This window comes from Bradyrhizobium sp. LB11.1 (genome assembly GCF_040549385.1).
Taxonomy (GTDB): Bacteria; Pseudomonadota; Alphaproteobacteria; order Rhizobiales; family Xanthobacteraceae; genus Bradyrhizobium.
The window spans coordinates 1-21,884 of sequence record NZ_JBEPTH010000018.1 but is presented as its reverse complement, the minus strand read 5'-3'; the positions used below and the strand labels follow the sequence as shown (position 1 = coordinate 21,884).

Annotated in this window: 17 protein-coding genes and 1 pseudogene; 16 read left to right on the top strand and 2 right to left on the bottom strand. The window is 56.3% G+C overall.

Annotated features, from left to right (window positions below; genetic code table 11):
• Nucleotides 1–120: 120 nt before the first annotated feature.
• The 16 genes from ABIA96_RS31905 to ABIA96_RS31830 all read left to right on the top strand — a co-directional run bounded on the left by ABIA96_RS31905 (nt 121) and on the right by ABIA96_RS31830 (nt 19,258).
• Nucleotides 121–2,604, top strand: a complete 2,484-nt coding sequence (locus ABIA96_RS31905) for a GcvT family protein (RefSeq protein WP_354140896.1) — start codon at nt 121–123, stop codon at nt 2,602–2,604.
• Between the two features lie 15 nt (nt 2,605–2,619).
• Entirely contained in the window at nt 2,620–3,558 is a 939-nt protein-coding gene (gene purU / locus ABIA96_RS31900; protein WP_354140895.1) for a formyltetrahydrofolate deformylase, read from the top strand.
• Nucleotides 3,555–4,472: a bifunctional methylenetetrahydrofolate dehydrogenase/methenyltetrahydrofolate cyclohydrolase FolD gene (folD, locus tag ABIA96_RS31895; RefSeq protein WP_354140894.1), complete on the top strand. Its 918-nt coding sequence runs from the start codon at nt 3,555–3,557 to the stop codon at nt 4,470–4,472. Before purU ends, folD begins: the two co-directional genes overlap by 4 nt.
• A gap of 35 nt (nt 4,473–4,507) precedes the next feature.
• Nucleotides 4,508–5,266, top strand: coding sequence for an ABC transporter ATP-binding protein (locus ABIA96_RS31890; protein ID WP_354140893.1), 759 nt, complete (start codon nt 4,508–4,510; stop codon nt 5,264–5,266).
• Nucleotides 5,267–5,291: 25 nt separating this feature from the next.
• The gene (locus tag ABIA96_RS31885; RefSeq protein WP_354140892.1) at nt 5,292–6,419 is read left to right on the top strand and encodes an ABC transporter substrate-binding protein; all 1,128 of its coding nucleotides are present in this window, start codon (nt 5,292–5,294) and stop codon (nt 6,417–6,419) included.
• A 23-nt stretch (nt 6,420–6,442) separates the two neighbouring features.
• Nucleotides 6,443–7,309: a branched-chain amino acid ABC transporter permease gene (locus tag ABIA96_RS31880; protein WP_354140891.1), complete on the top strand. Its 867-nt coding sequence runs from the start codon at nt 6,443–6,445 to the stop codon at nt 7,307–7,309.
• A gap of 4 nt (nt 7,310–7,313) precedes the next feature.
• Nucleotides 7,314–8,330: a branched-chain amino acid ABC transporter permease gene (locus ABIA96_RS31875; protein ID WP_354140890.1), complete on the top strand. Its 1,017-nt coding sequence runs from the start codon at nt 7,314–7,316 to the stop codon at nt 8,328–8,330.
• Nucleotides 8,327–9,145 (top strand): ABC transporter ATP-binding protein, encoded by an 819-nt coding sequence (locus ABIA96_RS31870; protein WP_354140889.1) that lies wholly within the window; start codon nt 8,327–8,329, stop codon nt 9,143–9,145. Before ABIA96_RS31875 ends, ABIA96_RS31870 begins: the two co-directional genes overlap by 4 nt.
• 156 nt (nt 9,146–9,301) lie before the next feature.
• Nucleotides 9,302–10,519 carry a substrate-binding domain-containing protein gene (locus ABIA96_RS31865; RefSeq protein WP_354140888.1) on the top strand — a complete coding sequence of 406 codons (1,218 nt, stop codon included), beginning with the start codon at nt 9,302–9,304 and terminating at the stop codon, nt 10,517–10,519.
• A 12-nt stretch (nt 10,520–10,531) separates the two neighbouring features.
• Nucleotides 10,532–11,365: an ABC transporter ATP-binding protein gene (locus ABIA96_RS31860; RefSeq protein WP_354140887.1), complete on the top strand. Its 834-nt coding sequence runs from the start codon at nt 10,532–10,534 to the stop codon at nt 11,363–11,365.
• Nucleotides 11,362–12,093, top strand: coding sequence for an ABC transporter ATP-binding protein (locus ABIA96_RS31855; protein WP_354140886.1), 732 nt, complete (start codon nt 11,362–11,364; stop codon nt 12,091–12,093). The genes ABIA96_RS31860 and ABIA96_RS31855 overlap by 4 nt, the downstream gene beginning before the upstream one ends.
• Nucleotides 12,094–12,107: 14 nt before the next feature.
• Complete coding sequence (locus tag ABIA96_RS31850; RefSeq protein ID WP_354140885.1) at nt 12,108–13,067, top strand: branched-chain amino acid ABC transporter permease; 960 nt, start codon at nt 12,108–12,110, stop codon at nt 13,065–13,067.
• An 8-nt stretch (nt 13,068–13,075) separates the two neighbouring features.
• Nucleotides 13,076–14,215, top strand: a complete 1,140-nt coding sequence (locus ABIA96_RS31845; RefSeq protein ID WP_354140884.1) for a branched-chain amino acid ABC transporter permease — start codon at nt 13,076–13,078, stop codon at nt 14,213–14,215.
• Between the two features lie 8 nt (nt 14,216–14,223).
• Nucleotides 14,224–15,201, top strand: coding sequence for a CobW family GTP-binding protein (locus ABIA96_RS31840; protein WP_354140883.1), 978 nt, complete (start codon nt 14,224–14,226; stop codon nt 15,199–15,201).
• Between the two features lie 28 nt (nt 15,202–15,229).
• Nucleotides 15,230–16,879 (top strand): amidohydrolase, encoded by a 1,650-nt coding sequence (locus ABIA96_RS31835; protein ID WP_354140882.1) that lies wholly within the window; start codon nt 15,230–15,232, stop codon nt 16,877–16,879.
• 339 nt (nt 16,880–17,218) lie between these two features.
• Nucleotides 17,219–19,258 (top strand): prolyl oligopeptidase family serine peptidase, encoded by a 2,040-nt coding sequence (locus ABIA96_RS31830; RefSeq protein ID WP_354140881.1) that lies wholly within the window; start codon nt 17,219–17,221, stop codon nt 19,256–19,258.
• A 93-nt stretch (nt 19,259–19,351) separates the two neighbouring features.
• On the opposite strand, the pseudogene ABIA96_RS31825 reads toward ABIA96_RS31830, so the two are convergent.
• Both ABIA96_RS31825 and ABIA96_RS31820 read right to left on the bottom strand, forming a co-directional pair.
• Nucleotides 19,352–20,465, bottom strand: a pseudogene (locus tag ABIA96_RS31825) (alpha-hydroxy acid oxidase).
• Between the two features lie 627 nt (nt 20,466–21,092).
• Nucleotides 21,093–21,821 carry an IS5 family transposase gene (locus ABIA96_RS31820; protein ID WP_354140978.1) on the bottom strand — a complete coding sequence of 243 codons (729 nt, stop codon included), beginning with the start codon at nt 21,819–21,821 and terminating at the stop codon, nt 21,093–21,095.
• Nucleotides 21,822–21,884: the final 63 nt, after the last annotated feature.

The window sequence follows — 21,884 nt, the reverse complement described above, 5'->3', positions numbered from 1 at the left end:
AGAGCGCTCGATTCTTTATAGCTGGCACAATTTTAAAAAAAAACACCTCCGTTGTGAAAAAATTCGTTCACATAGGTGAAAAAATCTGCCAGAATTTCACCGTTGGATCGGAGATCGGGTGTGACGGAACTTCCCAAGTCGGCTCAAGTCATCATCATTGGCGGCGGAATCATGGGCTGCAGTCTGGCCTACCATCTGACCCTTCGCGGTTGGAGGGACGTTGTTTTGCTCGAACGAAAGCAGCTTACGTCCGGCACCACTTGGCACGCTGCGGGTCTCGTTGGGCAGCTTGGTGCAACTCACAATCTCACACGATTAGCTCAATACACGACAGAGCTTTACTCTGAGCTCGAGCGCGAAACGGGTCAAAATGCCGGATACCGACAGATTGGATCGCTCGCAATCGCGAACAACCATGAGCGTTTTGAAGAGCTCCGGCGTGGAGCCTCGATGGCCCGATGTTTCGGGTTGGAAGTCAACGTCATGTCTGCAAAGGAGGCGGGTGATCTTTGGCCTTTGATGGCGACCGAGGACCTCGTTGGCGCGGTGCACCTTCCGAAAGACGGGCAGACAAACCCGGTGGATACGACGCAAGCTCTAGCAAGGGGAGCGAGGGGTCGTGGGGCGAAGATACTTGAAAATATCGCGGTTACCGACATTCTCATCGAAAATGGCCGTGCCACGGGCGTGCGAACAAAGGACGCTGAAATAACAGCTGAATTCGTCGTCAATTGTGCTGGCATGTGGGCGAGGGAGCTTGGCGCAAAAGCCGGCACGACTGTCCCTCTTCACGCGGCCGAGCACTTCTACATCGTGACTGAGCCGGTGCCTGAAATCAGAAAGCATCTTCCCGTACTGCGTGACGGCGATGCCTGTACTTACTTCAAGGAAGAGGCCGGCAAGCTGCTGGTCGGTTGGTTCGAGCCGATCGCAAAGCCGTGGGGTATGCAAGGAATCCCCGAGAGCTTTGAGTTCGACACTCTGCCAGATGACCTTGAGCATATTGAGCCATTGCTCGAAGGGGCAATTCGTCGTGTGCCAATACTGGCAAAAACCGGGATCCAGTTGTTTTTCAACGGTCCCGAAAGCTTCACGCCCGACGACCGCTACATGCTGGGCGAGACGCCGGAAGTGCGGAATCTATTCGTGGCGGCCGGCTTCAACTCGATCGGTATCCGGTCCGCGGGTGGAGCAGGTAAAGTTCTGGCCGACTGGATTGTCGACGGTCATCCGCCGATGGACCTTTGGGACGTTGATGTGCGGCGCGTCATGCCGTTCCAGTCGAATCGACGATACTTAAAGGACCGCACCGTCGAAGCTCTCGGTCTCTTGTACGCCATGCATTGGCCGTTCCGACAGCCCGATACGGCAAGAGGAGTTCGCCGCTCGGCCCTCCACGATCGCTTGCTTGCGCAAGGAGCTTGTTTTGGAGAGGTCGCGGGCTGGGAACGGCCGAACTGGTTCGCGCCGAAGGGGCGAGAGGCAAAATACGAATATAGTTACGGTCGTCAGAATTGGTTCGAACACTCCGCCGCAGAACATCGGGCAGTAAGGGAAAGTGTTGGATTGTTCGATCAATCGTCCTTCGCGAAATTTATCCTTGAAGGGGACGACGCCGAATCCATTCTGAACATGATATGTTCCAACAACGTTTCGGTGCCGGTCGGCCGCATCGTCTATACGCAATGGCTCAATGAACGAGGCGGTATTGAAGCGGATCTTACCGTCACGCGCCAAGGTTTGAAGCGATTCCTCATCGTGACGGCGGCGGCGACGCAAGTCAGGGACTTTGCATGGTTGAGCCGTCACATTCCCGAAAGATCCCGAGCAATCGCGATCGACGTAAGCTCCGCCTACGCGGTGCTGGGCGTCATGGGTCCGAAATCCAGGGATCTCCTGAGCAAGCTTACGGATGCGGACCTCTCCAACTCAGCATTTCCCTTCGCAACCTCCCAAGTCATTGACCTCGGCTACGCCAAAGTCAGGGCAAGCCGCATTACCTATGTCGGCGAACTCGGATGGGAATTGTACATCCCTACAGAGTTCGTGCAGGGGGTCTATGATTGCCTCGTCGAAGAAGGCGCGGCATCAGATATGCGTCTGGCTGGCTATCATGCCATGAATTCTCTGCGAATGGAGAAGGGATACCGTCATTGGGGGCACGACGTCACGGACGAGGACACCCCATTGGAATCAGGTCTCGGCTTTGCGGTGGCGTGGTCGAAGCCGCAAGGCTTCATCGGACGAGATGCACTGCTACGCCAGAGGGACGCAGGGCCCCGGCGAAAAATGATCCACCTCGCGCTGAACGATCCGAACGTGTTGATCTACCACAACGAGCCGATATGGCACGACGGCCGGCTCGTTGGCCGTATCACGTCCGGCATGTTCGGACATACAGTCGGCACCTGCTTGGGATTGGGATTCATCGATAACTCAAACGGCAGGATCGATGCAACCTTTCTCCAGACCGGAAACTTCGAAGTCGAGGTCGCCGGCGTGCGCATACCCGCACGCGCTTCACTGCGTCCATTTTATGATCCCAACAACAGTCGCGTAAAGGATGTCGGGGCGGATGCTCTCGTCTCAGCCGCGGCCTCGTAGAAGAGTACTATTGTCATGACCGAAACAAGCGTCGTATTCGAGCCTCGACCTATTCATGCCGAAACGCAAACGTCAGTTGTCGACAGGTCTTCCAAAGATCGCTCCCTGCGTCCCGATTTCATTCTGACATTCTCCTGTCCGGACCGAATTGGCATTGTGCACGCCGTATCAGGCTTTCTCGCCACGCACGGGTGCAATATCCGCGACAGTGCTCAATTCTCGGACCGCAGCGTTGGAAGGCTTTTCATGCGCGTGTCATTTGATGCGCCTGGCGTCCTGCTGTCGGATCTGCAGGCGGAATTCTCGGAAGTCAGCACTTCATTCGGCATGACCTGGGAATTTCATGATTGCAAGTCGAAGCCTCGTCTCCTGATCATGGTGTCGAAGGCGGGGCATTGTCTGAACGACCTGCTGTTCCGGTACGCAACCGGCACCCTTTCCGTCGAAATCCCGTTGATCGTCTCCAATCACCGGGACTTCTACCGGCTCGCGGCTTCCTATGACCTTCCTTTTCATCATATGCCTATGACCGCTGATACGAAGCCCGCGCAGGAGGCAAAGCTTTTCGAATTGGTTGAGCAGGAGCGGATCGACCTCATTGTCTTGGCGCGGTACATGCAAGTCTTGTCGGACAATGTTTGTCAAAAGATGTCCGGCAGGATCATAAATATACACCATTCCTTCCTGCCGAGTTTCAAAGGAGCCCGGCCCTATCATCAGGCTCACTCACGAGGGGTCAAGTTGATTGGGGCAACAGCCCACTACGTCACAGCAGATTTGGATGAAGGTCCAATCATTGAACAAGATGTGCTCCGTGTGGATCACTCCCTGACGCCAGACGATCTTTCGGCGATCGGAAGAGATGTCGAGGCCGCTGTCCTGGCGCGGGCCGTCAAGCTGCATGCCGAAAATAGAATACTCATGAATGGCGATCGCACGGTGATCTTTCGATGAACGTCCAGGACACGATGGGCACTCACACAAGTGAGGCCACTCTCATCGATGGTGCCGCGGTTGCGGCAGGGCTCCATTCTGAGCTGCGAAGAGCAGTTGAGAACCTTGTGGAGAGGGGGCTTACACCCGGATTGGCCGTAGTCCTTGTTGGCAACGATCCGGCGAGTTCGGTGTATGTCCGCAATAAGATTCGCCGTTCTGTTGAAGCTGGTTTGCGTTCGTTTCATCACGAACTGCCAAGCACGACGAGCGAAACAGATCTGTTGTCGTTGATCGATCGGCTGAATTCCGCTCACGATGTGGACGGCATCCTCGTCCAGTTGCCGCTACCTTCCCATATCGATGCGCAAAAAGTGACCGCGGCCATCGATCCGGCGAAGGACGTAGACGGTTTTCATCCGATGAATGTAGGCAAGCTCTCGCTCGGCGGGGGGGCGCTAGTCCCCTGTACTCCGCTTGGCTGTATGCTGCTGATTAAGGGAGTTCGGAGTCAGCTCGCTGGACTGAATGCCGTCATCGTTGGACGTTCCAACATCGTCGGTAAACCGCTCGCACAACTTCTACTTCGAGAAAATTGCACAGTCACAGTCGCGCACTCCAGGACTGAGGACCTTCCTTCGCTATGTCGCCGCGCGGATATTCTTGTAGCTGCTGTCGGCCAGCCCGAGCTCATTCGTGGTGACTGGATCAAGCCCGGTGCAATTGTGATCGACGTCGGGATCAATCGAGCCGAGCACGAGGGCCGTCAGAAATTGGTCGGCGACGTGGACTTTGCAGGCGCGCGTGCCGTGGCCGGCGCACTTACCCCGGTCCCGGGCGGGGTAGGCCCCATGACGATCGCTTGTCTTCTCAGAAATACAATCGACGCCGCCTGTCGCCGACACGGCGTCTCTTCGCCCATCGGTAACTCGTGACCAATTATCCCCGCTAGCGGACGGGGCCCCTGCTAATGAACGCTTCCCACTTAACGCCCGCAAGCATAACGATCGACGAACCAAAACTCCTGGCCGTGTCCGGAATTCAAGTTTCCTACGTCGCTGGGGTCCATGTTCTTCACGGCGTGTCGCTTGATGTTAGCCCGGGCGAAGTGGTTTGCCTTTTAGGCCGCAACGGCGCCGGAAAGACAACGCTGATCAATGCACTATGCGGCTTGCTCCCTGTCAACGCCGGGCAGGTGACGTTCGATGGCAAGTCTCTTCTCGGTCTGAAGCCGAGCGGTATCGTTGCTGCCGGCATAGCTGTTGTACCGGAAGGCCGGCGAGTTTTCTCCAATCTGACCGTCGCGGAAAATCTCGCGATGGGCGCCTATTCTCGTCGAACTGGTTTCGGGCCCTCTTGGCACTTCGAACGCGTCTACGATCTCTTCCCTCGGTTGGCGGAACGTCGTGATCAACTTGCCGGAACGCTGTCTGGCGGCGAGCAGCAAATGGTCGCCATGGCGCGGGCCATGATGGCACAGCCTAGGCTCCTTCTATTGGACGAACCGTCCATGGGGCTTGCGCCTTTGCTGATCGAATTGATCTTCGATACGATCAACCGGTTCGCCAAGGAGGGCATGACCATCCTTCTTGTGGAGCAGAATGCAGCAGCGGCGCTTGATGTGGCCGATCGTGCATACGTTCTGGAGCGCGGCTCAATCGTCCGATCGGGGCTCGCTGCCTCGCTTGAGAGCGATCCAGAGATCCAACGAAGCTATCTTGGCGTCTAACGTGTTGCATATGGAGGATTGGAAGATGGTACTCGCTCGTATTGGGATATTCGCAACTCTTCTTCTCTCATTCGCGTCTTCGGCCATGGCCAAGGACTTTCCGGTCGGCTTCTTCGGACCATTGTCCGGCCCGGCGGCGGCCTACGGGTCCGAAAGTCTTGCTGGTGCGCAATTAGCACTTGAAGAAATCAATGCCGGATATTTGGGTTCGGACAAAATAAAGCTCATACCGGCCGACGACACCGCAAGCCCTGGCGTGGCCGCGCAGGCCGTTCAGCGCATGATCGACATTGACGACGTGGTGGCGGTGGTCGGCGGCTCCACCAGTGCCGGCACAGCCGCGGCGATTGAGGTCACCAAAGAGGCGAAAGTGCCGCAACTCTCTCCACTTGCCGTGGACAGTGCCCTGACGCTGGCGAACAATCCCTGGTTCGCGCGAATAGCGCAATCGTCAACCACCTGGGCCGAGCGCACTGCAGAGTGGCTCAAAAAGGATAAGGGAGCAAAGAGCGCGTATCTCCTCGTCCGAAACGATAACTTCGGAATCCCGCTGGCTGACGCATTCGAGAAGAAAGCCAAGGAAATCGGACTCGAGCTCAAGGGAAAGATTGCTTACGAACCCACGTCCCGCGAGTTTAGGCCAACGTTGGCGACCGTGGCATCGGCAAAGCCCGACTATATCGTGCTCTGGGGGTACTACACCGAAGCTGGTCTAATGGCGAAACAAATGGCAGAAATGCAGATCAAGTTTCCCTTCTATGTTGGAAGCGCGATTGGCATAGACCAATATCGTGAAATAGCCGGGCCTTCGGCCGAGGGGACTTATGGCCTGCTCTATTATCTGGCGGGCTCCATCGAAACGGACGCCGGGAAGAAATTCGTTCAAAAATGGAATGAGCGCTATCATAGAACGCCAACTCAATATGAAGGCATGGGCTATGATGCGATGTATGTCCTTGCCGACGCAATGAAGCGGGCGGCCGCAAAGGGCGGGATTTCCAAGCAGACAATCCGCGACGAAATCTTCAACACCAAGGCATTTCAGGGCGCAACAGGCCCGATCACAATACTGTCAAACGGTGACGCTCAACGGCCTTTGCCCATGGCCGAACTCGTCGACGGCAAGGTCAAGCTCGATATATTGCTCAAGTAAAGCCGTTCGAGGCGCGTTCCACCATGAATCTCTCGCTTCAGCTGTTAAGCGGACTGGCAGTCGGTTGCATCTACAGCCTCGTGGCCGTCGGATTCAGCATGGTCTACCGCGCCATGGGCTTGGTGAATTTTGCCCAAGGCGACTTGATGATGGTTGGGGCTTTCGTCGGTTATTCGATCATCATCAGTGCTCCTGCTCTTCCGTTTTGGCTCGTTGTCCCATTTGCGGCCGCGCTCACGGCCTCCTTAGGGTACGTCATCGCGCAAAGCGCACTCTGGCCCGCCATTCAGCGTGGAGCGAGCCAGACTTACCTCGTGCTCCTCACGCTGGGAATTGGCATCGTTCTTAGCAATGGCGCCAGGCTCATCTGGGGAGCAAATCCTCGGGTCTATCCTATCCCTCTTACGCACGAGACGATCAGGGTCGGGCAGTATCCTGTACCAGCAGTCTATCCCCTCATCGGATTGACGATGGTGGTGTTGATCGTTGGGCTTCACCTCCTCTTCACTCGGACATGGCTCGGTTTGGCCCTCCGTGCGGCAGCTGACGATGCTCAAACTGCGTCTATCATGGGAGTGAATCGCAGATTTGCATCTGCGGCTTCCTTTGCGTTGGCCTCGGGTATCGGTGCTGCGGCCGGCGTTCTCTATGCGCCAATTACCTTCGTGTCTGCCGACATGGGAATGCTCGGAATTAAAGCGTTCGCCGCGGCTGTGTTGGGCTCGTTGGGCAGCATCCCGGGATCCGTGATCGGTGGCCTTGTGATTGGCATTGGTGAAACGCTGGGAGGTCAACTCGTTTCATCTGAGTACCAGGACAGCTTAGCCTTCCTCCTCATGATCGGCATCCTGCTCGTAAAACCGACCGGACTAATGGGAAACAGGGGCTAGGCACGTGCAAGAGGCTGTCTTGTTAAGAACGGCAAAGGAGTCGCTATCCCAGCAAAATGATTTCGCGAGCGCGACAAGCCAGAATCGAAATGACTGGATTGTCTTTGCGGTTATCGTGAGCATTCTTTGGTCTGTGCCCTTGAGCCTCGGTGGCTTCTATCTCTACCTCGGCTTGGCCGTTGCGATTTACGCGATTTCTGCGCTCGGCTTACAGACTATGGTCGGGCTCGCAGGGCAACTGTCCCTCGGGCACGCGGCTTTCATGGGAATCGGAGCTTACACTTCCGTTCTTCTCCAAAAAACTCTTGGTCTGCCGTTTCTCGTGACACTCGCCGCTGCTGGGCTAACGGCAGCTGCCGCCGGATTGCTGATGGCGCAGTTGATTAGGCTTTCGGGTGTTTATTTCAAGATTGCGACGTTCGGGTTTGGCATCGTCGTCCATCAGATTCTTTCCAATTGGACTGCTCTGACAGGCGGTACCGCCGGAGTCCGTGGAATTCCTGTGATCAGCATGATTGGTTTCCAGGTCGAAACGCGCACGGGCCTGTTCGTATGTGAAGCGCTAACGCTCACACTCATTTATGGGTTGCTCGTTCGCCTTAGCCACGGAAAAATCGGTCGTGCCTTCCGCGCGATCGGCCAGAACGAAGCGGCGGCTCGGAGCGTTGGTATTCCCGTGGCACGCTATCGAATGATCGTGATCACACTCGGTTGCGCGATCGCCGGGATAGCAGGCGCATATCTGCCACATCTCATGCGCTTTCTAAGCCCCGAAAGTTTCACCTGGTACGAGTCGCTCACATGTCTGATCATGATAACTGTGGGCGGCCTAGGTTCGCTTCCTGGCGCGATCATCGGAGCGGCCGTCCTGATCGTTGCTCCAGAATATTTACGAGACTTTGCGCAGTATAAGATGCTTGCGTTCGGAGTTCTGCTTGTTGCTTCGATGATCTTGCTGCCTAAGGGCATAGCGGGTGCCGGTGCTGCCTTGAGCCGCAGCAAGAGGAATCATGCAAGATGAGATCTTCTGAGGTTATCCTGACGTTGCGCGAGGTGACGCGGCGCTTCGGCGGCCTTGTAGCTGTCAATAAACTATCGATGGACGTGAAGGAGGCGAGCATACATGGCCTCATTGGACCCAACGGGGCTGGAAAAAGCACTGCTTTCGATCTGATATCGGGCCTCACCACCGTAAGCACCGGCGAGATTTGCTTTAGAGGCGAAGCGATCACACATATGGCCCCCGAGGCTCGGGTGGCTTCCGGTGTCTGCCGCACTTTTCAGACCCCAAAACTCTTCGACGAAATGACCGTGTTAGATGTCGTCGCAACAGGGCGGCATCTCCACAACTCGGTCGGTCTTTGGGGAAGCATGTTCTCGATCGGCAGAAAGCGGAGGGAAGAAACGAAAACCGTTTCTGCGGCGAGAGAGTTTCTGGAGATCGTCGGTCTCCTGGCGAAAGAGGACGCGCCGGTAGCGGACTTGTCCTACGGTGACCGCCGTCTCGTCGAGATCGCTCGTGCGTTGGCGACCGAGCCCAGCCTTCTGCTGCTTGACGAAGTCACGTCGGGCTTAAACCCCGTCGAAACGGCTACCGTTGGCGACCTCTTGCGCAATCAGGTCCGGCAGGGATTGACGATTGTCTTGGTAGAGCACGATATGAAATTCGTCATGGGGCTGTGTGAACGGATAACCGTCATGAACTACGGATCGGTTATTGCAGACGGAAGTCCCGATCAGATTGCTACTGATCCGAATGTAATTGCCGCTTACCTTGGAAGTCCAAAGGACGGACAGCGATCTCGCAGAGCTCTTAGATCCGAACAGTTGGTCTAACACCGTCTGGTCGCCGGGGCGGCTTTCTCCTACGAAACGGACGCGTTCTCCTGGCACAAAATAGACGCCACGTGAAAATTCCTTATGAAATTTCATATTGACAAAATTATGATGGGAGATTTAGCTCTCCGAGGACAAGAATGGGGAGAATTTTTGATGGCTGGCATCACGAAACGTTGTGTGCGCACTGCGCGATCATCCGTATTCCTCTTGACCGCGGTTTGTTGCGTTTCGTCGGCAGCCTTCGCCGAAGATTTCAAGATCGCTTTGATCACGAGCACCACAGGCAGTTTCGAGGTTTACGCCAAGCAAGCCCAGATTGGTCTGCAGCTCGGCCTAGAGTATGCGACGCAGGGCACAATGAAGGTGAATGGCCGACCAATCGTGGTGATCCAAAAGGATGACCAGTTGAAGCCCGATCGGGCACGTGCGCTGATCGAAGAATCCTTTCAGGACGATAAGGCCGACATAGCGGTCGGAAGCACCTCATCTGCAACCACCCTGGCCATGATGCCCGTTGCTGAGGAGCTCAAGAAGCCTCTCGTCGTCGACGTCGCCGGCGCCGACAGCATCACTGGTGACAAGTGGAACAGGTATGTGGTTCGCACGGGCCGAACCGTTGGGCAGGAAGCTGTAGCCTCGGCCTCGCTTCTGGCTCGGAAAGACACTTTCGTCGCAGTGCTCGCTCAAGACTATGTTTTCGGTCGCGAGAGTGCGCAGGTCTTTAAATCGGCGGCGACAAAAGTCGGCGCAACCGTCGTGGCCGAAGAGTTTCTGCCTATCAATACCACCGACTTCACTGGGGTCGCGCAGCGCGTCTTTGATGCGCTTAAGGACCGCCCAGGCAAGAAGATCTTGTGGGTCAATTGGGTCGGCACCAGCCCGATCGCAAAGATCAACGCGATGGATCCCGCTCGCTATGGAATCGAACTAGCGACGACCGCTGCTCCGCTTCAGGGAATGGCCGCGTACAAGGGCATTCCTAACCTGATGGGCGTGACCCCCTATTACTACGAAGTCATCAAGAACATCGAAAATGAATGGCTCGTCGCCGAGCACAAGAAGCGATTCAATTCTCCGCCCGACGTTGGAACGGCGTTCGCATTTGACGCAGCCCTGGCCATCGTCAATGCCGTCATCAAGTCAGGAGGTTCGGACTCCGAAAAGCTGGTCACTGCCTTCGAAGGTATGTCGTTCGAGGGTTCGACCGGCCAACTCACCATCCGCAAGGAAAATCATCAGGCACTCCATGATTTCTATGGCGTGACTTACACCACGGTGCCGGGCGTCGAATGGGCTGTGCCCAAGCTGATCAAGGCATTTGGTGGTGACGAGTTGAACTCCGTGCTGAACTCAATGGCCAAGAGCAAATAGGCCATAACAGCCATGTCCCCCAATCGGTCCGAACGCGCAGCTTCCCCTAACGCAGGTGCCAATCCGGCAATACTTAGGACCGTCGATCTTGGCGTTTCCTTTGGAGGACATCGGGCCGTACATGCCGTCAGCTCGTCCTTCAACGGCGGAGCGCTTACCGCCATTGTTGGTCCAAACGGTGCGGGCAAAACGACTTACTTCAATCTGATCTCGGGTCAAATCGCAGCCTCCCACGGCGAAGTATGGCTTGGCGCAGAAAATGTAACAGCCTTGTCCGCAGCCCAACGGGCAAAGAGAGGGCTAGGGCGTGCATTTCAGCTTACCAATCTCTTCCCGCGCCTGACTGTCTTTGAAAATATTCGCCTGGTGGCGCAATCGATGCAAGCTGGTCGCCACTGCCATGGTCTCAATTTCTGGAGCATTTGGAGCGATGCAAGCGACCTGATCGAGCGAGCGACCGATATTCTCAAATCCGTCTCGATGGCGAATCAACTCGGCGAGCCGGTTGCCACTCTTTCGCACGGCGACCAACGCAAATTGGAGGTTGCCATGCTCATCGCCATGGATCCGAAAGTGTACATGTTTGACGAACCAACGGCCGGCATGAGCGCCGACGAAGTCCCGGTGGTCTTGAACCTCATTCGCGATCTGAAAGATTTGAGCCACAAGACGATACTTCTTGTCGAACATAAAATGGACGTCGTCCGCGATCTCGCCGATCGTATCATCGTCCTCCACAATGGGGAGCTCGTGGCCGACGGTAAGCCAGCCGATGTGATTGAATCGAAAATCGTACAGGAAGCTTACCTGGGCGCAAATGCCGGTTCGAGACGAGGCGCGATGTGACGGAACTTTTGCTCAATCTTGAGAACGTTCACACCCACATTGGCTTATACCACATCCTGCAGGGGGTGGGCTTTCGCGCTCAACGCAATCGGATCACACTTCTCCTTGGAAGAAATGGTGCGGGCAAAACGACGACGCTGCGCACGATTATGGGCCTGTGGCCGGCCTCAAAGGGCCGCATAAGCTTCGCCGGCACTGACATTGTAGGTCGCTCGACCTCAGAGATTTCGCGGCTCGGTATCGCTTATGTGCCCGAGAACATGGGCATCTTTCCTGACCTCAGCGTGAAGGAAAACATGCTCTTGGCAGCGAGAAACGCCTCGCGCGTGACAGATATCGATCAGCAGCGCCTTGAGTGGATTTTTGAACTGTTTCCGGCCGTTCATCAATTTTGGAACAGGCCGGCTGGAAAACTGTCCGGTGGTCAAAAACAAATGGTGGCAATGGCACGGGCAATCGTCGAACCCCGAGAGCTGCTACTGATTGACGAGCCAAGCAAAGGGTTGGCGCCGGCGATCGTAAACAACATGGCTGAAGCTATGCTCAAACTGAAGCAGAGCGGAACCAGTATATTACTGGTCGAACAGAATCTGCAGCTTGCGCGCGACGTGGGCGATGACGTGGCAATTATCGATGCCGGAAGGATCGTCCACACGGGCCCCGCGGATGAGTGCTTTGCGCGTGACGACCTCCTTAAAACGCATTTGGGTCTCGCGCTATGTCCATAAACCGAGCCGACCTGATGCCCTTGGCGCTCCTACCCATTCTGATGGGCTGCGCATATTTGGCGATCGGTAATCCGGCTGCTTGGTTCACTCTGACGATTGCCGGAGTGGCCATGGGGATGATTATCTTTACGGTCGCGTCCGGCATGACCATTGTTTTTGGTTTGATGGATGTTTTGAATTTCGGCCAGGGCATTTTCATCACTGTTGGAGCCTATCTCTCGGCGACCGTCTTCGCATCACTCAGCGGCTTCGTCGTATCTCCATACATGAGCGAGAATCTGCTCGTGATCCTGGTGGCCGTCGTGGCGGCCGTCGCTGGTGCCGGCATGTCCGGCTTTCTGTTTGAACGATTGCTGGTCAAGCCGGTCTACGGCGATCACTTGATGCAAATTTTGGTGACGACCGGAGGTCTGATCGTCGGTGAAGAGATAATCAAGATTATTTGGGGCGTACAGCAGGTAAATGTGGCGCTGCCGCCGTTTCTGAGCGGTGCCTACGTGATCGCCGATGTCGCGATTGAACGTTATCGCGCCTTCGCATTCCTGGTTGGGGCTCTCGTCTTCTTCGGCCAGTATCTTGTGTTCACCCGCACAAAAACCGGGCTGTTGATCCGCGCAGGGGTTCACGACCGCGAAATGGTCGAGGCTCTCGGCTACGGCGTGCGACGCCTCTTCGTCGCGACATTTGTATCAGGTTGCGCGCTTGCTGGCCTCGGCGGAGTAATGTGGGGCCTCTACCAGCAGACGCTTGTCCCCCAGATCGGGAGCCAAATGAACGTACTGGTCTTCATCGTCATCATCATCGGCGGGCTCGGATCCACCGGGGGCGCTCTCCTGGGCGCGATCTTGGTCGGGATCTGCGCGAACTACGCCAGCTTCATCGAGCCCAAGGTCGCACTATTCTCAAACATTGCTTTGATGACGACGATACTCCTTTGGCGCCCGAATGGGCTCTATCCGGCGAGTGCGCGGTGACTACGTCGATGGATTGGACACGCCTGATATCCAGAGACCGGCCAGCAAGCCGGCTTCTGATCATACTGCTGATCGCAATCGTTGCCGTGCTCCTCATAGCGCCGTTCGCGTTAACCGGGGCAAAGGCGATCAGCATTTGCGTTAAGATCATGATCTTCGCGGTTCTTGTTGCAAGCTTCGATCTGCTGCTCGGCTATACCGGCATCGTAAGTTTCGCCCATACGGTGTTCTTCGGGATCGGCGCCTACGGGGTCGGTATCGCCATCATCAGATTGGGGGCGAGCTGGACCTCCCTAGCCGTTGGGGCGAGCGCGGCAATCGTTGTATCCGTCTTGCTTGCGCTTGTCATCGGCTTGTTCTCGCTGCGAGTGCGAGCGATATTCTTCTCTATGATCACGCTTGCACTGTCGGCGGCGGCCCAAACACTTGCAACTCAGTTGTCCAATCTGACTGGCGGGGAAGATGGCATTATCTTCCGGTTGCCGCCTGCTTTGATGCCAAGCTTCCGCCTGCTGGATACAAAGATCTTCGGGCTTATCATCAACGGTAAAGTCGTCTGCTACTACTTCATTTTTGCGATGAGCGTGACATTCGTTCTCGCGCTGCTCCGTATCGTGAATTCACCGTTCGGACGTGTGCTGCTCGCTATCCGCGACAACGAATTCAGAGCGGAAGCGATCGGCTATCCGGTTTTTGTCTTTCGAACGCTGTCCAACGTCGTTGCTGCCGTGTTCGCCTGCCTGGCTGGTGTCATGCTGTCGCTGTGGCTTCGTTACACCGGCCCGGACGCCTCGCTCTCGTTCGAAATCATGCTCGATATCCTCATGATAGTCATCATCGGCGGGGTCGGAACGATCTACGGCAGTATCGTGGGAGCGGCCGCGTTTTTAGCGGCGCAAGGTTATCTGCAGGATCTACTGAAAGGCGCGAGCGCGGCATTAGGCTCGTTGCCGGGAATCGGCCAGGTGCTGGCCCCGGATCGCTGGATGTTGTGGCTCGGACTGCTCTTCATTCTGGCAGTCTATTACTTCCCAACTGGAATCGTTGGAGTGTTGCGTCGTCCCACGCGGAGGCTAAATTCCAACAGCAAGCGATCCGCCAAGGAGCGCCTCAGCATTGTGTATCGCTGGATGGGACGCGCGAGATGATGCTTCCAGTGACCATCGTCTGCGGGTTTCTCGGCGCGGGCAAGACAACGCTCATCAATCATCTCTTGCATAACCCTGGATCCGAACGTCTTGCCGTGCTGGTTAACGATTTTGGTGCGGTTAATATTGATCAAGACCTCATCAAGGTCGAGACTGAAAATCAGATAGAGCTGAGCAACGGTTGCGTTTGTTGTTCAATCCGTGACGACCTGGCGTCCGGTTTGGTTTCGGTCAGCCGTCTTCCGAGCAAGTTCACACGGGTCCTGCTCGAGTGCAGCGGTGTATCTCATCCCGCTGGCGTATTGAGAGTCTTCGACAGCGATCCTATCAGAGCGCAGTTCTATGTAGATGGCCTATTCTGTTTGATCGATACATCCAACATACTCGAGCTCGACTACCAAAGCACGGAGCTTGCAATCGATCAAGCGGCCATGTCCGATCTGGTCTTGTTGAATAAAACCGATTTAGTGCCGGAGGCCGTTCAGCTCGAAGTCAGGCAAATGCTTCAAGCAGCTCAACGCAGCATGAAGCTGTTGGATGTTGTGAATGCGCAGGTCTCACCTGAAATTCTTTTTGGTCCGACGGAACAAGTCCGACACAGAGCTCGAGGGGCGGTGCAGGGTAAGCACTCGGATGTTTACGAAAGCGCCTCGTTTTACTGGGATGTTCCAATTCGTGCTGAAGCCTTCAGACGGTTTGCCGAGGCTCTCCCGTCCCAAATTCTGCGCGGCAAGGGCTTGTTGAGTCTGACGATCAAGGACCAAGAGCGCCCGTCACGGGGCATCTTTCAATTCGTAGGAAAGCGATCTTCCGTCGAACTGGAGAACGCGGAAGGTCCTGAGAGAAGCCAGGTCGTATTGATCGCCCGGCGAGGAGAACTCGACAGGAGCGCGATTGACGCGGCTCTTGACCTGTGCCCCGGTGCGCGTGCCGCCCTACCAATCGCGCAGCGCCGGCGTCCAAGGCGTCCGAAGATTTGCGAATAGAAGCCATAATCGAAGAAGGGTGGTCCAAATGAAGACAGCTGACCGAATATTCTTTGGCGGCCCGATCCGGACCATGGACCCAGCGAAACCGATCGCCGCGGCCGTTGCGGTTCGAGAAGGTAGGGTTCTGGCGGTCGGCTCTAAGGCGGACATCGAAAGGCTCGCGGCCGCCGATACGATCAGGAGCGATCTTGGTGGAAGGGCAATGCTGCCCGGCTTCGTCGAGGCCCATAGCCATCCCATGATGAGTGCGCTGGCTTGGGGCGACCCTGTCGTCGATATTCGAGCGGTTCATGAGCCGACGTTTTCCGCGGTGCTTGCGAAGATGCGTCGACGTGTTGCGAAGGCGAAGCCTGATGAAATCCTCTGGTTTCTCGGACTTGATCCGCAACTGCATGAGGGTATGGAAGAGCCGTCCCGCGAACTTCTCGACGACATAGCCCCCGACAATCCGATCGTTGTTCAGACAATCAACTTTCACGGAGTGTTCATAAACACAAAAGCCCTCGCCGCTTTTGGAATCGGCGCTGACTACAAACCGCCACTTGGCGGAAAGGTGTTCGACGCAGCAGACGGGCTTCCTTGGAAGTTTGCCGAGACTTCGGCATGGCAACTGTGCAACCGCTTTTACGAGGTCTGCGGTGAAGAGCGAAAGAAGCGTAGCTTCGAGGAGTGGGTGCAGAAGTTTGTGCGGGCAGGATATACCACCACGTCAGAGATCATGATTGAGCCTGGCGCGGGCCCAATGCTCTACGCTCTGGTAAAATCGCGCCGAAACCCGCTCCGTATTGTAGGATACGAAGCGAAACATCTAGGCGGTGAGGTGACCGTTGCCCGCGATTTTGGCGACGACGATTTCAGGATGATTGGCACCAAGCTCCACGCGGACGGCTCCGTCCTGTTGGGCAACGTCTGGACCACAAGTCCTTACCTGAACAACAAGATGACACTCAAAGGAATGGGGTTGCCCGAGAATAGCACGGGGCATTCCAACATTTCAGAAGAGAAATTGCACGAATTGGTCGCCAAATACGTGAGTGAGGGCTGGCAGATGTCGGTCCACGCCCATGGCGATCGGACCATCGACATGGTCCTCAATGTCTATGAGAGGGTTATCGAGAGGGTCGGCGCTCAGAAGGTGTCCGGGCCGCTTCGCATTGAGCACTGCGGGATCATGCGCGAGGATCAGATCGATCGTGCCGTTCGACTGAACGTCGTTTGCTCTTATTTCTTGCCTTACATCCACCACTGGGGCGAAGCGCTCCGCGACTATCTGCTTGGCGAAGAGCGCGCGGCTCGCTTCGCTCCGTCAGGCTCGGCGTCAAGAAAGGGCATGCGGGTCTCCTATCACTGCGATTCTCCAATGACATGGCCAGATGCGCTTGTTTGCCTGAATGTCGCCGTCAACCGAAGCACAATGAAGGGCGCAGTCCTTGGCCCTGAGCAGCGCGTGTCCATGGAAGATGCACTGAAGGCGATCACGATCGACGCGGCATATCAACTGCAGATGGACGATAGAATCGGGAGTATTGCCACCGGCAAGTTTGCAGATTTCGTCATTCTTGATCGAGATCCGGTTGTCTGTGAAACCGACCGAATTCTTCAGATTTCGATCGTCGGGACAGTCGTCGGCGGAGTCGATACCGGCGATTTCTTTCGAGTTTCGTCGCGGAATTAACTGACCCAGGTGGCTGACAAGATCGCCGTAGGTACTGCACGAGGTCCATGGGGCGTATGGCCGCCGCTCGAAAGCGCTCCCTCCGAGGCTGGGCCATTTTCGCGATGGCCACCCAATGATCGACAACAGTAGTTGCTCGGTTGCCCGCCGCCTACCAAGGACAGCCGGTGGCGATTCGTACCAGGCGACGCCGTGCAGATTGCTCTGTAATTTGCGGCGGCATGTGGTCACGCGAGTTTGCCTCCAAGCATGGCATTTCTTTGCCTCTTCATGCGGCAGAGCACTTCTACGTCGTCACTGACGCAATTCCGGACTTACCCGCGCAACTGGAGAAGTGACATGCATCCTTCAGCTTTTGACTACCCTGCCACGACTCCCGAAACGACGGTTGCTCGACTAGGCGAAAAGGATGTGCCCGACGAGTATAACTGGCTCGCGGAAACCAGCCCGCGGGTGCAGGCGTGGGTAGCGGAACAAAATCGACTGACCTCCCACTACCTTGCCGGGCTTCCGAGTGGCGAATTCGTTTCGGAGGCCATCAGCCGATATGATGTCGCTCGGCCGGATCAACTTCCGAGGTTCGCTGGGGGCGCTTGGTTTTGGATCTCGAGCAATCTCGAAAGCGGCAGGCCGGCTGTCCGGACCGGGCCAAAATTTCCGGCGTCCGGAAGTGTCCTATATGACACGACTGATCTCGAGTCAGCCGTACCTACGATCACCTGGATCAGCCCAAGCTCGGATGGAAAAATACTCGCTCTCGGATTGTGCGAAGACGGGAGTGAAAATAATCGCATCATATTGATCGACGTACCGACAGGCCACGTTTTACCGGATGGGCCTGATATTCCACTGATGGACAATTGGACGGGCGGCGTTCACTGGCTGCCCGACAACCGCCGCTTCTATTTCACGGGCTTGCCAAATCGATCCGTGGATGGAGGATTCGAAGTCTTCCTTCACGATCTCAAGTCAAAGCACACCGGCCTAGCCGACATTATCTGGCCTCAAAAGGCAGACTATCGAGGTGTATTCATTAGGCCCGGGACTACATGGGCGATTGCGGTGCAGGGACTATCGGACCCTGTTCCCATTGCGGTGCTTGATCTGGCTGATCCGCATGCCCAATGGCGTTCTTTCGTTCGCGGGGCAGAGGGCGGGCTCCCAGGTCAGGTGTTCGGCGATCGATACATTGCTGTAACATTCGTTGGCGCCAATCGGGGGCGGATTGTCAGTATACCGTTATCCGGTGATGGCTCAACGGACACCTGGCGCGAGATCGTTCCGGAATCTAATGTTGTTTTCAGGACGATCATCCCGGCAGGAAACTGTTTCTACGTCACCTTGTTCGATGACACCTATTCTGGCGTTCATATCTACGGATTGAACGGCGAGTTTATCGATAGCGTTAGGCTGCCCGCTCTCGGCGCGATTACCGAGGGCATCTTTCCGATCATGAACCTGACAAGACCAACCTTCGAAACAACGGCTCTGTTTGTGGTCTCAACCCTAACGACTTCATGGGGCATATATAAGCATGACCCATCAAGTGGCGGTCTAGAAACAGTTGTTGCGCCTGCCACAACTATTCCCGACGCGATCGTGGAAGAAGGCACGGCGCGGTCCAAGGACGGCACGCCTGTGCGCTATCATGTCGTTGGAAAGAGACGGACGGAAACCGGGCCGCGTCCCACACTGATCTTCGCATACGGGGCGAGCAATCGTCCGCTCATCCCTGAATTCCCAGGTGCTATGGCCACTGTGGTTGAGGCCGGTTGTATTTTCGTCCACGCCCATATCAGGGGCGGTTCAGAGTTTGGACTTAGCTGGTGGCTGGAGGGGAGAGCTCAAAACAAGCAGAACGGCTACGACGATTTATACGCCGTTGCCGAAGACCTGATCAAGAAGGGTTTTACCCGACCTGCGCAGCTGGCCGTAGCCGGAAAATCAAACGGGGGTATGATGGTTGGTGTGGCGATAACGCAAAGACCCGATCTTTGGGCTGCAGCAGTTCCCCTGGTGCCAGTGCTGGACCTCCTAGACTGGTTCACGCGACCCTACTTGCATGGAAACATCGAGTTTGGCGATCCCGATGATCCGCGGGACCTTGAGCGTATCCTCGCAACGTCGCCTTATCACGCTATCAGGCCTGGTGTTGCGTACCCAGCGCTTCTAGCGATTGCTGGCGCGACCGACCCACGTTGCCCGCCCTGTCATGCCTCAAAGTTTGTAGCGCGTCTCCAGTCCGCACAAGCGCAAGGCAAACCAGCCTTACTGCGAATCCACGAAAACGAGGGTCACGGTGCCGCGGCCGCAGCTGAGGTGCGCATGCGTCTCAACACAGAGTGGCTTACCTTCGTACTGTCCGAGATCACTAGATAAGCTATTTCACGGCAGGTACATGAGCCCATGGTCCGATGTATTGCGATTCAGAGTTTTTCAGGATGATCTGAAGCGCAGATTGTCGCGCGATAGCTAGCTTACAGACTTGCAGCCCATGAGCTTCATGCCGCGCTCCACCTCGCCACGCAACAACGCGAGCGCCCGCTCGACCCCTGCTTCTCCGGCAGCAGCGAGGGCGTAGAGATAGTACCGCCCGATCCCTACCGCCTTAGCGCCCAACGCCAGAGCCTTGATGATGTGCGTTCCGCGCTGGATGCCGCCGTAATCACAACATCGATCCGGTCGCCGACCGCATCGACGATTTCGGCAAGCTGACCGAATGCGGCGCGCGATCCATCGAGCTGGCGGCCGCCATGGTTCGACAGGACGATCCCTGCACAGCCGATCTCGACCGCTTTCCCTGCATCATCAGGCGACATGATGCCTTTGAGACAAAACGGTCCGTTCCAGATCTGTACCATCTCGGCGACATCGTCCCAGTCATCGAGGGATCGAGACATCTCGGTGAAATAGCGACCGATCGACATAGCGCCACCACTCATGTCTTTATGCTCATCGAGTTGCGCCAGTGTGAGTCGTTCGTGGCTGAGATAGTTGATGCCCTACTTCGGCTTGATGGCGCATTGGGCCATCCCGGCAAGTGTCAATTTGAATGGAATGCTGAAGCCGGTACGAAGGTCGCGCTCGCGGTTTCCACCGGTGATGCTGTCCACCGTAAGCATCATGGTCTCGACCCCCGCTTCCTTGGCACGCTGCATCATGGCCCTATTCAGGCCGCGATCGCGGTGAAAATAGAACTGATAGACTTGCGGCGTGTCGTGCGTTCTGCGTAACTCCTCAAGACTGACCGTTCCTAGCGAGGAGACGCCGAACAGGTGCCGTGTTTTGCCGCCGCCGCAGCGACGGCGCGCTCTCCACGATGATGGAACAGGCGCTGCAGCGCTGTTGGCGAGCAATAGAACGGCACTGCAAGCCTCTGGCCCATCATTGTCACCGACAGGTCGATGTCCTGCACACCGCGCAACACGTCCGGCACGAGATCGCAACGTTCGAAGCTTGCGCTGTTCCGCCGAAGGCTGGCCTCATCGTCCGCGCCCCCGTCGATGTAATTGAAGATCGGTCTTGGCAGCCGCTTCAGCGCCAGCTTACGGAAATCGTGGACATTGTGGCATTGTTCGAGCCGCATGGTCTAGATCCTGTTTGTCGATGATCAGCCTTAGGGCCTCGGTCTGTTCAAACCTCGGCGGTGCTACGCAATTGGCGATCCCCGCATCTACGAACCAGATTGGCTTAAAGATGGGAAGCCGAGAGTTCGGTTCGCTGAATTCTTCAAGCTCGCGACCTCACACGGTGAGCTCGTCCTCGCTTTCGAACTTGGGAAGAAACAAATCAGCACGGACATTTTCACCACATCGGGTTCGACCAGCACCGTCTCCTCACCTTGTAGGCCTATCTCCGCCTGGCCTGATGTATCATTCCCCTTCAGGGCGCTACCAGCGTACGTCCAGTGGATCACCCTATTCATTTCACAGTTCGATCTAGCGAATCCACAGAACTTCGGGTGAACTCAGTGGGGTCGTCATTTCCATCTTTGACGTCGGTGTTGAAATTCTGCGTCTCAGCGCCAAACTTCGCTGAATTTCTGCATCCGCTGGGCTCCCGCTCCGCAACTTTGCAGGAAGACAAATCGACCTTTCAACTAGAAAGTCGTCGTCCAGTAGGGAGATCGGAACATGAAATGCCGCCGGGGTCTTGGAGCCATTCGCAAAGCTGTGGCGGCAGCCTAAGAGCCTAACTCAAAAGTGGGTGGCTTTCAGTGTCTGGCGAGGCGCCGTGTCAGAAGCCTGATATGGGCGGCGAGAAGCCAGGCGACCTCGGTGGCGGCCGAACCTTCGAAGTCTCTGCTTAGGCGCCGGCAGCGGCCGAACCACGCAAAGGTGCGTTCGACCACCCATCGTCTGGGCAAGAGCTGGAAGCCTTTGACCCCGAGCGGTCGCTCGACGATCTCGATCGTCCACGGGCCGCAGTGGGAGAGTGCATTGAGGAGCTGTTTGCCGCGATAAATCCGATCGGCAAACACATGCTGAAGCCTGGGAAAGCTGTCTCGCAGGTGCTCCAGCAAAGGGACAGCGCCATGGACATCCTGAATGTTGGCGGGATGAACCTGGACAGCCAGGAGGAGACCGTTGGTATCGATGACGATGTGCCGCTTGCGTCCGTAGAGGCGCTTGCCGGGGTCAAAACCACGTGGCCCCCCGGCCTGTGTTGTCGAAGCGGTTTGGCTGTCGATGACACCAGCTGTTGGCTTCGCCTTACGCCCGAGTTCTTGCCGCGCTCGCCGAACCAACATTGTGACGATCCGGAGCCACCTACCGGTATCGCGCCAAGCATAAAAATAGCCTTGGACCGTTGAGTACGGAGGGAACTCGCTGGGCAGGGCTCGCCATTGGCAGCCGGTCGACAGGATGTAGAAAATCGCCTGGACAACCTCGCGCAAATTGACTTCCCGAGTATCCCTCCGGTGAAGGCCGCCTTGCCGAATGAGACGTGTTGTTGAGAACTGTCCTTATGGACAGTGATAGGCGCAGTGCCCAAGTCGAACGGC